12 protein-coding genes and 1 pseudogene are annotated in these 13,263 nt (G+C 71.6%); 2 read left to right on the top strand and 11 right to left on the bottom strand.

Features of this window, described 5'->3' with window-relative positions; translation table 11 throughout:
* From GXW74_RS15455 to hemP, 3 genes and pseudogenes are all read right to left on the bottom strand, one after another.
* Positions 1-478, bottom strand: a pseudogene (locus tag GXW74_RS15455) (hypothetical protein); the annotation flags it as partial.
* Positions 479-481: 3 nt separating this feature from the next.
* A complete protein-coding gene (locus GXW74_RS15450) occupies positions 482-2,548 on the bottom strand; it encodes a TonB-dependent hemoglobin/transferrin/lactoferrin family receptor (RefSeq protein ID WP_211847407.1) in 2,067 nt (688 codons plus the stop codon).
* An 89-nt stretch (positions 2,549-2,637) separates the two neighbouring features.
* Positions 2,638-2,790, bottom strand: coding sequence for a hemin uptake protein HemP (gene hemP / locus GXW74_RS15445; RefSeq protein ID WP_211847406.1), 153 nt, complete (start codon positions 2,788-2,790; stop codon positions 2,638-2,640).
* Between the two features lie 371 nt (positions 2,791-3,161).
* Here hemP and GXW74_RS15440 point away from each other — a divergent pair, with 371 nt between their 5' ends.
* Positions 3,162-4,049: a LysR family transcriptional regulator gene (locus tag GXW74_RS15440; RefSeq protein ID WP_211847405.1), complete on the top strand. Its 888-nt coding sequence runs from the start codon at positions 3,162-3,164 to the stop codon at positions 4,047-4,049.
* Positions 4,050-4,179: 130 nt separating this feature from the next.
* Here the strand turns inward: GXW74_RS15440 and ybaK are convergent, their stop codons facing one another.
* Complete coding sequence (gene ybaK / locus GXW74_RS28020) at positions 4,180-4,662, bottom strand: Cys-tRNA(Pro) deacylase (protein ID WP_338148251.1); 483 nt, start codon at positions 4,660-4,662, stop codon at positions 4,180-4,182.
* Between the two features lie 193 nt (positions 4,663-4,855).
* Here ybaK and GXW74_RS15430 point away from each other — a divergent pair, with 193 nt between their 5' ends.
* The gene (locus GXW74_RS15430) at positions 4,856-5,434 is read left to right on the top strand and encodes an NAD(P)H-dependent oxidoreductase (RefSeq protein ID WP_211847403.1); all 579 of its coding nucleotides are present in this window, start codon (positions 4,856-4,858) and stop codon (positions 5,432-5,434) included.
* 220 nt (positions 5,435-5,654) lie between these two features.
* On the opposite strand, the gene GXW74_RS15425 is transcribed toward GXW74_RS15430, so the two are convergent.
* The 7 genes from GXW74_RS15425 to GXW74_RS15395 form a co-directional block, all read right to left on the bottom strand.
* Positions 5,655-7,223, bottom strand: coding sequence for a D-aminopeptidase (locus GXW74_RS15425; protein ID WP_211847402.1), 1,569 nt, complete (start codon positions 7,221-7,223; stop codon positions 5,655-5,657).
* Between the two features lie 71 nt (positions 7,224-7,294).
* Complete coding sequence (locus GXW74_RS15420; protein WP_211847401.1) at positions 7,295-7,786, bottom strand: hypothetical protein; 492 nt, start codon at positions 7,784-7,786, stop codon at positions 7,295-7,297.
* A gap of 57 nt (positions 7,787-7,843) precedes the next feature.
* A complete protein-coding gene (locus GXW74_RS15415; RefSeq protein ID WP_211847400.1) occupies positions 7,844-8,683 on the bottom strand; it encodes an alpha/beta fold hydrolase in 840 nt (279 codons plus the stop codon).
* Between the two features lie 102 nt (positions 8,684-8,785).
* Entirely contained in the window at positions 8,786-10,384 is a 1,599-nt protein-coding gene (locus GXW74_RS15410; protein WP_338148250.1) for an MFS transporter, read from the bottom strand.
* Position 10,385: 1 nt separating this feature from the next.
* Positions 10,386-12,248, bottom strand: coding sequence for an amidohydrolase (locus tag GXW74_RS15405; RefSeq protein WP_338148249.1), 1,863 nt, complete (start codon positions 12,246-12,248; stop codon positions 10,386-10,388).
* A 24-nt stretch (positions 12,249-12,272) separates the two neighbouring features.
* Positions 12,273-12,539 (bottom strand): XapX domain-containing protein, encoded by a 267-nt coding sequence (locus GXW74_RS15400; RefSeq protein ID WP_211847399.1) that lies wholly within the window; start codon positions 12,537-12,539, stop codon positions 12,273-12,275.
* Positions 12,540-12,553: 14 nt separating this feature from the next.
* Positions 12,554-13,207 carry a hydrolase gene (locus GXW74_RS15395; protein ID WP_211847398.1) on the bottom strand — a complete coding sequence of 218 codons (654 nt, stop codon included), beginning with the start codon at positions 13,205-13,207 and terminating at the stop codon, positions 12,554-12,556.
* Positions 13,208-13,263 lie beyond the last annotated feature (56 nt).

The raw sequence follows: 13,263 nt of genomic DNA, 5'->3' as shown, positions 1-13,263 counted from the left end.
GTGCTGGCGGCGGCAGCGCCGGCGCAACTGTGGCGGGCGCAGGCGGCGGCACCGCGGCCGCCTCGGCGACGGGCGGCGGTGGCGGCTCGGGCCGCGGTTCAGCCTGCGGTTCGGCAAGGCTCGGCGGCGGTTCGCCCGGCGCCTCCGCGGTCGGCGTGGGAGCCGGTGATTCCGGCGGCGGCGCGGCGGGGGGCGTCGTCTCGGCCGAGTTCTCCGCCGGTTCGCCTTCCGCTGCCTCGGACGTCGTCGCGGCGTCGGCGGCGGCGGGCGCATCGGCCGCCGGCTGTTCCCACAGGATGGCAGCCGCGATCGTCTGCGCCCCGCCGCCTGCCGGCGGCGCGAAGGTCCAGTCGATCAGGACCGCCGCCGCGACGGCGACATGCAGCCCGAGCGAGGCGGCGCAGGCGGTCGTCCGCGCGCCGCGGCCGCTGGCCGCGGCGGTCGGCGGAAGGCACGGCGAGGGAAGCGCCGTCGCCATCGCCTAGAAGGTCAGCGTCACCGCGCCGCGGATATTGCGCCCGACCTCGTAGAAGGGCGGCGGCGGGTTGGAGTTCCAGGTCGAGCGCCGGTAGGCGTGGTCGAACACGTTGTCCACGCCGATGTCGAAGCGCAGGTTCGGCGCGAAGTTCGGCCGCCAGGAGGCATACAGGTCGAGCAGCCCGTAGCCCGAGGTTTCCTCCGCGAGGCCCGGGATGTTGGTCGGGTTGCGGTCCTGCGCCGCGACGAGCAGCCAGCGCGCGCCGACCGTGACGCCGTCATCGAGGAAGCGGTAGCCGCCGGACAGCGTCATCCGGTTCGCCGGCACCGAGGCGAGCGGCTGGTCGTCCGTGAGGTTGTCGCCCTTCAGCGCGCTGGCGGACACGGCGCCGAACCAGCTACCGGCATCGTACTGCAGCTCGGCCTCGATGCCTTCGATGCGCGCCGTCCGCACGTTGCGCGATTCGGTGGTGCGGGCGAAGACGAGCTGCTCGATGAAATTGTCGATCTCGTTGCGGAAGGCGGTGACGCGGATGCGCAGCCGGTCGCCGTCCCTCAGCACGTCGCTGAAGCGCAGGTTCACGCCGGCCTCGATGTTGTGCGAGGTCTCGGGCTGGAGGTTGGGGTTGGGCACGAAGCTGTTGCCCGGGAAATGCTGGCCGGAGACGTAGAGCTCGGTCAGCGAGGGCGCGCGGAAGGCTTCGGCGTAGGCGACATAGGGCTCGAGCCAGGGCAGCACCTGATAGGCGGCGCTGACCCGCGGCGAGAACCGGTCCACGCTGCGGTCGTTGGTGTTGCCGTCGGCGCTCTGGTCGAAGCTGTCGTAGCGCAGCGCGGCGACGAGGGTGAGGTCGCCGATCGCGATCTGGTCCTGCACGAAGAACGCCATCACGTCCTGGTTGGCGCTCGGGAACTGCCCGCGCGGACGGTCGTTCTGCGTACCCTCCTGCTCGTCGCGGTAGATCTCGGTGCCGAGGGTGAGGGTGTGGCGGTCCCAACCGAAGAGCTGGAAGCGGCTGGTGTTCTGCGCATCGATGCCGGTCGTCGTCAGCTCGGTCGTGTCGCGCGCGCGCGTGCCGGTCTGGCGCCGTTCGTCGAGCTGCACATGGTTGCGGTAGGCGACCACCTGCGGTTGCAGCAGCGGCATGCCCGGGTCGTTGTAGTTCCAGCGCAGGGTGTAGACCTGCTGTTCGGTGACGCGGTCGGTCACGCTCGTCGTCGTCGCGGTGTTGGCCGCGATGGGGATGACGTGGCTGTCGCGGAACATCTGCGCGGCGAGGTCGAAGGCGTGGAACCCCGGCCGCCACTGCAGGCGCGCGAGGCCGTTGGCCACCTGGTCGCCGGTATAGGGGATGGTATTGCCCGCGCCGTCGGTGACATAGGCGTTGTTGAAGCCGGAAATCGCGCCGAGCGCGGCGAAGTCGCCCGCCCGCGCGGCCGCCGCGGCGGTGCCGCGCCACATGCCGCCCTGCGATTGGTAGCCGCCGCGCAGGAAGCCTCCGACCGGAAGTTCCGATCCGGGGCGGATCAGGTCGTCGGGCTCGATGGTGCGCATCGAGATGACGCCGCCGATCGCGCCCGAGCCGTAGAGCGTCGAGCCCGGCCCGCGCAGCACGTCCACCTGGCGGAGCAGTTCCGGGTCGACGAAGATGCGGCCGCGATGCCCGGCATTGAAGTTGTTCCGCGCGCCGTCGATGCGGAAGACGATGCGGTCGTCGCCGAGGCCGCGGATCATCGGCTGCATCGCCGTGGTGCGCGGCACGCCCGAGATCTCGACGCCCGGCACGTCGCGGATCAGCTCGCTGACCGAGCGGGAATCGCGCTCGAGGATCTCCTCGCGGCGGATGACGGAGACCGGTGCGGCGCCGTCGCCCGAGACGCCCGGCGTGCGCGTGCCGGTGGCCGTGACGGCATCGAGCGGCGTCGCCGCCGGCGCGTTGGAGGTGGCGGTAGGCGAAGGCGTGGCCGCCGGGGCCGGCGGCACTGCCTCCGCTGCACCTGGGGTCTGCGCCGCGGCCGGCGCGGCGGCCAGCAGGGCAATCGTCGTGACGAGGAGCTGTCGCGAGTCCATGGACGGTCCGATCTGGGGTCGGTGCCTGGCTGGCTCACTTGCGGGGGCACGCTCCGCGGCTGGCTGGCTTGGCCGGAGGGTTGGTGGAGCTACTTGGTGAGGATGAGCTTGTCGTTGTTGGTCAGGCGGAGCCGATAGGTCTCGGCACCATGCTGGATCGCCACCTCCCGCGCACCGCGCAGGAGATCCTCGCTGCTCAACACCCGCGGCTCGGCGGGCGGGGTCTTGGTTTCGTCCGTCATGCGGCGAGACGCGGCGTCGCCGGGACACCTCCCTGGCGACGCGGGTGCAGGCCACGTGCCGGCGCCGGCGAGCCGGCACAGGCGGCGGCGTGCGGCGTCCTGGCAGCACGGCTCGGCGTGCGGCGGATCATCGTGTCGGCTCCTCATTCCTGTCGTGGCGCGCCTCGGCGAACGGCGCTGCCGGTCAGATCAGTATCGCTATTGCGAGTCATTCGCAAGACAACCGCGATGGATCGCACGACATCGTCGTCAAGGCTGGCGAAGTGCAGCGGCAGCCGGCCGCGCGGACCGCCGCGGCGGTGGCCCTGGCTTCGCCGGCGGGGATACAAAATCCCTTGGGTCGATCGAAGAAGCTCTCTCATATCGATCAGATGAATTTGCGATCGTTCGACCTGAACCTCCTGGTCATCCTCGATGCGCTGCTCGACGAGGCCCATGTCAGCCGCGCCGCCGACCGCGTGGGCCTGTCCCAGCCGGCAGCCTCGGCCGCGTTGCAGAGATGTCGGCTCCTCTTCCGGGACAGGCTGCTGGAACGCGGGCGCGGAACGATGCACCTCACCCGGCGGGCGGAGGCGCTGCGTGCGCCGCTGAAGTCGCTGCTCGCCGAGGTCCATCGCCTGGTCGATCCGCCGGAGGTGCCCCTCGCCGAGATCCGGCAGACGCTGCGCCTGGCCATGGCAGACCATCCCGCCGGCCTTGTCCTGCCGTCGCTCCAGCTGGCGCTGGCGCGCTCGGCGCCGGGCATCGACCTCGTCGTCCAGCCCTGGCGCGGCGCGGAGGCGGCACGCATGGCGCTGATCGACGGCGACACCGACATCGCCGTCTCCACCTTCCCGCCGATGGAGGACGAGCTGCATCGGACGGAGCTGCTCCACGAGCACTATGTCGTGGTGATGCGGAGCGGCCACCCGGCCGCCAGGCGCTTCTCCCTCCGGAGCTGGGTGCAGTTTCCGCACATTCTCGTCTCCGGCCGCGGGGAGCGGCGTGGCCCGGTCGATACCGCGCTCGCCGAGCGCGGCCTGGCGCGCCGCGTCGGACTCGTCGTGCCGAGCTTCCAGCTCGTGCCGCCGCTGCTGGCGGCCTCCGACATGATCGCCACGCTGCCCTCCCGCTGCGTGCCGAATGGGCCAGGCTTCGCGACCTTTCCTCCGCCGGTGCCGGTGGAAGGGTTCGGACTCCACCTCGCATGGCATCGGCGGCGTCACGGCGACACGGCCTTGCAGCATGTCGCCGGGCTGCTGAGGCAGATCCTGTCGTAGAAGGCGGGTCGAGCGGGCTCGGCCGCCTCGAACTCCTCCGGCAGGGGACACGGTCCCCTGGACCCGCGGTTGCCTGAGCATCGGTCCCTGGGGCCGTCTCCGGCCGCCTGCCGGGGCGGCTGGAGCGGGCTCAGGCCGCGGTCAGCGGCAGCGCCGCGGCGCCAAGCGCAGCCACCGCATCATCCGGTGCGAGCCCGATCTGCAGCCCGCGCCGGCCCCCGTTGAGGAGGATCTCCGCATGGCCCAGCGCGCTCTCGTCGATGAAGGTGCGCAGGCGCCGGCGCTGGCCGAAGGGGCTGATGCCCCCGACGACGTAGCCCGTCGCGCGCTCCGCCTTCGCCGGTTGCGCCATCTCGGCACGCTTGGCGCCCGCCGCCGCCGCCAGCGCCTTGAGGCTGAGCCGCGCGTCGGAGGGGATCGCGACGCAAACCAGTTCGCCCGTGTCGAGCGCCACCACCAGCGTCTTGAACACCCGCGCCGGATCGATGCCAAGGGCTTCCGCCGCCTGCAGGCCGATCGCCTCGGCCGAGGGGTCGTAGTCGTACTCCAGCACGCGGTGCCGGATCGCGGCCGCGGCGACCGCACGGATGGCAGGGGTGACGCGGACGCTCACGAATGGCCTCGGGAAGTTCCGTCCGGTGGACGCTAGCCCCGCGCAATGCCGGGGACCAGACCAGGCCCCGCCGGCACCTTGCCCTCGGTGAGCCAAGCTTAAATATCCACACGATCGATTTGCGATCCGCCAATCAATCGATTGGATGGATCTGATACGGCCGCGCATCCTCCTCTCTCGACAGGAGGTAGCCATGTGCAAGACCCTCGTTCTTCTCTTCCACCCCAATCTGGCGCGCTCGACGGCCAACGCGGCCTTGGCGGCCGCTGCGTCGTCGCTGCCCGCGGTCGGGCTCCGCGACATGCAGGCCGCCTACCCGGACGGCCGCATCTCGATGGAAGCTGACGGCGCCACGGAGGCGGCACGGCTGCTCGCCGCGGAGCGCATCGTCCTGCAGTACCCCGTGCAATGGTACGCGACGCCGCCGCTGATGAAGGCCTGGCTTGATGCCGTGCTGACCCGGATGGTCTACATCCACGCTGGAACCGAGGGTCGCGCGCTGCGCGGCAAGCCGCTGATGGTCGCGGCGACGGTCGGCAACCTCCCGGAAGCCTACACTCCGGGCGGCGCCAATATGTTCACCATGGAGGCCCTGCTTGCGCCGCTGCGCGCGACGGCGCATCGCTGCGGGCTGGCTTGGCACGAGCCATTCATCCTCTATCGCGCCAACCGCCTCGGCGCGGCGGAGCTGGAGAACGCCGCGGCAGCCTATGCGGCGCGTCTGCGCGCCTTCTTGCACTCGGAGCCAGCGCATGTGGCAGTCGAAGGCTGAACCATGGTACGGCTTTGAGATAGGCTGCGGGAACCCGGCGCGAGGCGGCAGTCTCTCCGCCCGATGGCTTTGGATCCGAGAGGCGCGCCGCCCCACCCGGGCTTACCCGGTCAAAGGCTGACGGCCTTTGGAAACCAATACTTGAGTCGCCGCAGGTGCAGGGGACCGTGTCCCCTGCCGGGGGAGCTCGAGGGGGCAGCGCCCCCTCGACACGTCTCGCTCAACCGCTGACGACGTGCGCATAGTGCAGCCCGCGCGCCAGCCAGCATCCGACCGTGACGCCTTCCACCGCGCCATCCGTGCCCCGCCGGAACGCCAGCGTCCAGTCGCCGGGCGGCGTGTGGTCCAGGGCACGCGGGCAGGGCAGCGCCCACACATCCGGCCCGATCGGGTCGAGCAACTCCATGCGCCCCTGCCCGAGGAAGCCCGAGAAGCCGCCATACAGCGCACCGCCGGCATCGGCGACGGTCAGCTCCGCATCGAGCTCCGCACAGCGATACCGGCCCGCACCTTCGACCCGCGGCGCGCCGTCGATGCGGCGCAGGCGTGTGCTCTGGTTCTCGCTCGGGCGATCCATCCAGAGCCCGTCGGCGGCGCGGCGCAGGCGCGTCCTGCCATTGCCCGCCGTGCCGTCGGCCTGAAGGTCAAGCCGTTCCGCGCTATGACCGAAGCGCAGCCGGACCTGCCCGCCTGGCAGTCCGTCGATCCGAACGGCGAGGCCGGTCTCGGGCTCGACATAGGCGCCGAGCCAATCGGGCTCAGGCAGGTCGGGACGCGGCGCCGGCGGCTCGGCGCCGAGCACGGCCGCGAGAACCTCGAGCGCCGCCGCATGGGCGTCGGAGAGATGGTTGAACATGACCACGACGGAGACGCGCTCCGACGGCACGTAGAGCCGATGGCTGCGCCAGCCGCGAAGGGCACCGCCATGTCCCGTGAAGCTCCGGCCGAAGGCGGTGTTCCGCCCCAGCCCGAAGCCGTATTCGGCGGGCGCCCCGTCGATGAAGCGCACCGGCACGGACAGTCGGCCGTACAGCGACTGCGCGTCGTCGCGCGTCGCGTCGACGTGGCGCTCCCAGGCGATCATGTCGTCGAGCGAGGCGCCGAGCCCGGCATCGCCGGTCCACAGGATGCGGTTCTCCGCCGCGCGGAAACCGCCTGCCTGCGTCCCTTCGTAGCCTTCCGTGCCATCCGGCATGGCGCGCGTATCGGCGGCGAGGATGGCAGTCTCCATCCCCACGCGGTCGAAGATGCGCGTGCGCAGCAGTTCGGCGAAGCTGCGGCCCGTGCGCGCCTCGAGGATGTCCGACAGGATGCGGAAGTTCTGGTTGACGTAGGAGTACCGCGTGCCCGGCGCGAAGTGCAGGCTGCGCGTGCCGGCGATCAGGCGCGCGGCCTCCGTGTCGCCGAACGGCGCCTCGACGGGCGACCCGTGCAGCATCGCCACCGCCCAGTAGTCCCGCAGGCCGGACTGGTTGTGGCAGAGATCGAGCGCGCCGGGCGCCGCCTGCTCCAGCAGAGGCAGGCGGCCGCCCACGTCGCTGTCCAGGACCGTCGGATCCGGGAAGGCGTCGAGCAGCGCGGCGCAGGTGAACTGCTTGGTGATCGAGCACATGCGGAACAGCGTCCGCGGCGTGAAGGGGATGCGCCGCTCCGCATTCGCCCAGCCCCAGGCATGCCGCGCCAGGGTCTCGCCCTGCCGCAGTACGGCCACGGCGCCGCCGGGGCCAGGATAGGAGCGCGGCAGGGAGGCAATGGCACGGTCGAGACGAGAGGGCGAAACGGCTGTCATTCGTCCAGTCTCGCGCGCGGCCGCCGGCGCGGCAATTCCGCGCGGCCGTTCGTGACGGCGCGCCGCCCGCTTCAGGCGGCGGCGGGGCGGAACCGGCGCAGGGCGATCGCGCCGCAGGCGATGAAGAACGCCAGCAGGAGAAGCTGCGCCACGAGGAAGGGCAGCTCCGACTTGGTTGGCGCCAGTGCATGCAGCGTGTCGACCTTCTGGAAGGCCTGCACCGCTCCGACGAAGCAGTTGAGGTAGAGCGAGACCGTGGCGGTGACGACATAGGCCGCCCGCCAGCCGCGGGCGAGGCCCCGCGCATAGAGCGCATAGACCGCCACCAGCAGCGTCACCGCCGTGATCGCGCCAACGATGTGGGAGGGCAGGATGGCACCGATCGGGAACATGAAGCCGGTCGCCACCGTCGCCGCGGTGGTGGTGAGGAAGAGCGCGCTCCACCCCCCGCTCGAGCGCCCCGCGAGCATCGCGCCGAGCGCGACGAGCCCGGCGGCGATGCCGATCAGGCTCAGCACGACATGCAGCGTGACAAAGGTCGAGAAGTCGAGGCCCAGGATCATGGCAGGTCTCCTTCGCGGTGAAGCGGGCGCGCCGGGTGGCACGCCCGCCGGAACAGGTCAGGCCCCCGCGACCGGCCGGCCCTCGACGAAAGCGAGCAGATCGGCATTGAACAGGTCCGGATGCGTCGTCGCAATGCCGTGCGAGCCGCCCGGATAGACCTTCAGCACAGCGCCCTTCACGAGCTTCGCCGTCATCAGGCCGGACGCCCCGATCGGCACGATCTGGTCGTCGTCGCCATGGGCGATCAGCGTCGGCACGTCGAACCGCTTCAGGTCCTCGGTGAAGTCGGTCTCGGAGAACTGGGCGATGCAGTCGAGCGCCGGCTTGATGCCCGCCATCATCCCCTGCAGCCAGAAGGACTGCCGGACGCCCTCCGAGACCTTCGCCCCCGGCCGATTGTAGCCGTAGAAGGGCATCGTCAGGTCGAGGAAGAACTGCGAGCGGTCGGCCAGCGTGCCGGCGCGGATGCCGTCGAACACCTCCATCGGCAGGCCGCCCGGATTGGCCTCGGTCTTCAGCATCAGCGGCGGCACGGCGCCGAGCAGCACGGCCTTGGCGACGCGCTTCGTGCCGTGGCGGCCGATGTAGCGCGTCACCTCCCCGCCACCGGTCGAATGGCCGACCATCACCGCGTCCTTGAGGTCGAGCGCATCCATCACCGCCGCCAGGTCGTCGGCGTAGGTGTCCATGTGGTTGCCCGACCAGGTCTGGTCGGAGCGGCCGTGACCGCGCCGATCATGGGCGATGACGCGGTAGCCGCGCTCGCCGAGGAAAATCATCTGAGCGTCCCAGGCCTCGGCCGTCAGCGGCCAGCCATGGCTGAAGACGACCGGCTGGCCGCTGCCCCAGTCCTTGTAGAAGATCTGCGTGCCGTCCTTGGTGGTGATGCGGGGCATGTGCGTTCTCCTTCACGCTGGCGGTCGGGGGGATGGATCGGAGCGGCACGTCACGGCCGCGCCTCCGGCAGGTGCGTCACGGCCGCGCCTCCGGCAGATGCGTCACGGCCGCGCCTCCGGCGCGAGGGCGAGCAGATGCGTGACCCGCGGCGGCGGACCATCGTGGAAGGCGCGCAGCGCCTGCTGCACGTCGCGGTCGGCCTGCGTCACGCGGGCGTGCTGGCGCTGATGCTCCGCCCAGCTCGCGAGCAGGAACCATTCGACGATGCGCGCCGGATCCTCGGCATCGACGAAGACGCCCCAGGCCATGGCGCCGTCACGCCGCCGTGCCTGGCCGAGCGGCGCGATCGCGGCGCGGAAGGCGGCGTGACGCTCCGGCGGCACGCGGTACTCGACCGTGACCGCGACCGGGCCGTCGCGCGATGGTTCCATCGCGAGCACGGGCTCGGGCCAATGGTGGGATGGATCGAGCGATGCCTCGCCCGCCGGCAGTGGCCGCACGCGCATGGCGATGGCGGCGAGCGCACCGGCACTGGCCGCGACCAGCAGCGCCGGCGCGATGCCGATGACCGTCGCAAGCTGCCCCCAGCCGATGCTGCCCACCGTCATGCCGCCCGAGAAGACCGTCAGGTAGAGCGCGAGCCCCCGCCCCCGCACCCAGTCCGGCAGCACCGCCTGGGCGGTGGCGTTCAGCGTCGTCAGCGCCATGATCCAGCCGATGCCGGCGAGGATGCAGATGCCGATCGCGAAAGGCGCCGAGGGCGTCAGCGCCAGCCCCGCCTGCGCCGCCGCCGAGGCCAGGCTGCCCGCGACCAGCACCGCATCCCCGCCACCGAGCCGCGCGCGCAGCAAGGGCAGCAGCAGCGCGCCGCCCACCGCCCCGAAGCCGATGCCGCCGAGCAGCAACCCGTAGAGCCCCGCGCCGCCTTCGAGCACCTGCCGCGCGACCAGCGGCAGCAGCGCCCAATGCGCCGCGCCGAAGGCGAAGAACACCGCCGCGCGCAGCAGCACCCGGCGCAGCGGCGGCGCATGCAGTGCGTAGCGCAGCCCCGCCCGCAGCGCGCCCGGCACGCTTTCCGGCGGCACCGTGCTCTGCGGCACCTCCCGTCGCCACCACAGCAGGGCTGCGATGACGGCGACATAGCTCAGCGCATCGGCGGCATAGGTGGCGGCGACGCCGAGCGTCGTCAGCACCAGCCCGCCGAGCGCCGGCCCGACCGCGCGGCTGACGTTGAAGCCAGTGGAGTTCAACGCGACGGCGGCGCGCAGATGGGCGCGCGGCACCAGTTCCGGCACGCTGGTCTGCCAGGCCGGCGCGGCGAGCGCCGCAGCCATGCCGCCCGCCAGCACCAGCGCCAGCAGCAGCCAGGGCGTCAGCAGGCCGGCGCCCGCGAACACCGCAAGCACCAGCGACACGCAGGTCAGGAACACCTGCACCTGCAGCAGCAACCGCCGGCGGTCGATGAGATCCGCCAGCACCCCGGCCGGCAGGGCGAGCAGCATGGCCGGCAGGCTCGCCGCCGCCTGCACCAGCGCGACCATGACCGGGGAGGGCGAGAGCGAGGTCATCACCCAGCCCGAGGCGACGTCGCGCATCCAGGTGCCGAGATTGCCGACGACGCTGGCCAGCCAGATCACCAGGAAGGCACGCGATGCGAAGGGCGCGAGCGCGCTGCCGGGGGCATCGCGCGGCGCCGCCACCTCAGAAGGCCCAGCAGGAGCAGCCGAGCGCGCCCCAGAAGCCGCGATCGGCCCCGGCCGGCGTGCTCGCCGCCCAGGCCCCGGCATGCGCGTGGCCATGCACGCCGCAGGCGCTGTCGCAGCAGCGCGCGAAGGCGGCGGTGCCGCGCTTCGCCGCACGGTCCTGGTAGCCGCCGAAGCGCCGCACCGGCGACCAGTCCGGCATCACCGGCGGCAGCGGCGGGGTGAGCGCCGCGAAATCCCCGGCGCCATGCACGACACGGCCGCCGAGAATGGTCAGCATGGAGGCGATATCCTGGATCTCCTCCCCCGGCACGGAGAAGTAGTCGCGGTCGAGCACCGCAAGGTCGGCGTATTGCCCGACCGCGATCCGGCCCTTGCGCCCTTCCTCGTTGGAGAACCAGGGCACGCGGTCCGTCAGCAGGCCGAGCGCCGTCTCGCGGTCGAGCGCATTCCGCTGCGGCGTGATGCGCAGCCCGCCGATGGTCCGCCCGGTGACCAGCCAGGACAGCGCGACCCATGGGTTGTAGGAGGCGACGCGGGTCGCATCCGTCCCCGCCGAGACCTTCACGCCCATCTCCAGCATGCGCGCGACCGGCGGCGTGCGTTCCGCGGCTGCGGCGCCGTAGCGTTCGACGAAATACTCGCCCTGGAAGGCCATGCGGTGCTGCACGGCGACGCCGCCACCGAGGCGCGCGATGCGCTCCAGGCTGCGGTCGCTGACGGTCTCCGCGTGGTCGAAGATCCAGTGCAGCCCGTCCAGCGGGATCTCCCGATCGACCTTCTCGAAGACGTCGAGCGCGCGGGAGATGGTCTCGTCATAGGTCGCGTGCAGCCGCCAGGGCCAGCGGTTCTGCGCCAGGATGCGCACCACCTGCTCGAGCTCCGGCTCCATCTCCGGCGGCATCTCAGGGCGCTCGACGCGGAAATCCTCGAAGTCGGCGGCGCTGTAGACCAGCATCTCGCCGGCACCGTTCAGGCGGAAATAGTCGTCGCCCTGGCCGTAGCGCGCGCCCGAGGTCCAGCGGAGGAAGTCCTCCTTCTCCTGCTTCGGCTTCTGGGTGAAGAGGTTGTAGGCGATGCGCACCGTCAGCTCGCCATCGGCGGCCAGCCGCTCGATGACGGCGTAGTCGTCCGGATAGTTCTGGAAGCCGCCGCCGGCGTCGATCGCGCTCGTCACGCCAAGCCGGTTGAGGTCGCGCATGAAGTGACGCGTGGAAATGAGCTGGTGGTCGAAGGGCAGCTTCGGCCCGCGCGCCAGCGTCGCGTAGAGGATGCTCGCATTCGGTCGCGCCAGCAGCAGGCCGGTCGGGTTGCCGGCCGGATCGCGGCGGATCTCGCCGCCCGGCGGGTCGGGCGTGGTGCGGTCGTAGCCCACGGCGCGCAACGCAGCACCGTTCAGCAAGGCGCGGTCATAGAGATGCAGGATGAAGACCGGCGTGTCCGGGGCGGCCTCGTTGATCTCCTCCAGTGTCGGCAGGCGCTTCTCGGCGAACTGGTGTTCGGTGAAGCCGCCGACGACGCGCACCCATTGCGGCGGCGGCGTCGCCGCCACCTGGGCGCGCAGCATCGCCATGGCGTCGGAGAGGCTGCGCACCCCGTCCCAGCGCAGCTCCATGCTGTAGTTCAGCCCGCCACGGATGATGTGGATGTGATTGTCGATCAGCCCGGGGATCATCCGCCGCCCGGCCAGGTCGATGATGCGCGTCGCCGGGCCCGCGGCCGGCAGGATGTCGCGCGCCGCGCCGACGGCGGAAAACCGGCCGTCGGTGACGGCGACCGCCTCGGGCGCCGGGTTCGCCCGGTCCATGGTGGTGATCTTCCCGTTGTGCAGGATGATCTGCGGCGCGGCGTCCTGGCTCACGGCGGTTCTCCGGCGATGACGGTATCAGGCGGGCGGGGACGGGGCCTCGGCGCGGCTGCGCTCGGGCAGGCGGCCGAGCACGTGCTCGCCGCATTCCTGCCGCAGCAGGCCGAGGGTGATGCCTTGCCCCTCGATGACGCGCCGCGCGAGCGGGACGACCTGCTCGCCGACCAGCATGCCGAGCAGCCCGACCAGCGCGATCACCGGCGGCGCCGGGGAACGGACCTGCAGCAGGCCGTAGATCACGCCCACCAGCACGCCCGCCCCCAGCGCGAGGAGATAGGCCTTCATCCCGGTCTCCGTGCTCAGCCCTCGTGCCCGCCGAACATGGTCTTCGCGTAGATGATGCCAAGCCCGTAGGCGCCGCCCATCCGCGCCGCGATGCCGGTGGTCAGGCCATAGGTCGCCGCCCGCCCCCAGTCGCGCTGCAGCTCGAGCATGTACTGCAGCGAGGTCATCGGCTGCGCCCCGGCCTGCACCATGCGGTCCATGGCGCGCTCATGCGCTTCCTCCGACACGTCGCCGCAGGCATCGGCGATGACGCAGACCTCGAAGCCCTGCGCGAGCGCCGACAGCGCCGGCCCGACGATGCAGACCGAGGTCCACAGCCCCGCCAGCACCACGCGGTCCTTGCCGACGGCATTGATGCGTGCGATCACCGCCGCATCCTCCCAGCAGTTCATGGTGGTGCGGTCGATCATCGTCTCGTTCGGGAAGGGCCGCGTCACCTCCTCGAACATCGGGCCGGAGAAGGTCTTTTCGGCGACCGTGGTCAGGATGGTGGCGGCGCCGAAGCCGGCGGCGGCCTCGGCCACCATCCCGGCATTGTTGCGCAGCGCCACGGCGTCGATGTTGCGGGTGGCGAAGGCCATCTGCGACTGGAAATCGATCATGACCAGCACGTGATTGCTCGGCGTCAGCAGCTTCGGGCCTGGCGTCGTCGTCGCGGTGATCGGCATCGCGTCTCTCCTTCCTGTGGTCCGCCTGCGCATGCGCCCGCATGCGAGGGCGGCAC

Origin of the sequence: Neoroseomonas eburnea, from assembly GCF_018129005.1 — a bacterium.
GTDB classification, from domain to species: domain Bacteria; phylum Pseudomonadota; class Alphaproteobacteria; order Acetobacterales; family Acetobacteraceae; genus Neoroseomonas; species Neoroseomonas eburnea.
Note: the sequence above shows the minus strand (reverse complement) of the source record. Positions and strands in the feature narration are given on the sequence as shown.

Excerpts from the sequence above, each read along its gene's own strand:
- GXW74_RS15395 (WP_211847398.1), bottom strand. The coding sequence starts at position 13,207 with ATGCCGATCACCGCGACGACGACGCCAGGCCCGAAGCTGCTGACGCCG.
- GXW74_RS15430 (WP_211847403.1), top strand. The coding sequence starts at position 4,856 with ATGTGCAAGACCCTCGTTCTTCTCTTCCACCCCAATCTGGCGCGCTCG.
- GXW74_RS15425 (WP_211847402.1), bottom strand. The coding sequence starts at position 7,223 with ATGACAGCCGTTTCGCCCTCTCGTCTCGACCGTGCCATTGCCTCCCTG.
- GXW74_RS15420 (WP_211847401.1), bottom strand. The coding sequence starts at position 7,786 with ATGATCCTGGGCCTCGACTTCTCGACCTTTGTCACGCTGCATGTCGTG.
- GXW74_RS15440 (WP_211847405.1), top strand. The coding sequence starts at position 3,162 with ATGAATTTGCGATCGTTCGACCTGAACCTCCTGGTCATCCTCGATGCG.
- GXW74_RS15415 (WP_211847400.1), bottom strand. The coding sequence starts at position 8,683 with ATGCCCCGCATCACCACCAAGGACGGCACGCAGATCTTCTACAAGGAC.
- hemP (WP_211847406.1), bottom strand. The coding sequence starts at position 2,790 with ATGACGGACGAAACCAAGACCCCGCCCGCCGAGCCGCGGGTGTTGAGC.
- GXW74_RS15400 (WP_211847399.1), bottom strand. The coding sequence starts at position 12,539 with ATGAAGGCCTATCTCCTCGCGCTGGGGGCGGGCGTGCTGGTGGGCGTG.
- GXW74_RS15450 (WP_211847407.1), bottom strand. The coding sequence starts at position 2,548 with ATGGACTCGCGACAGCTCCTCGTCACGACGATTGCCCTGCTGGCCGCC.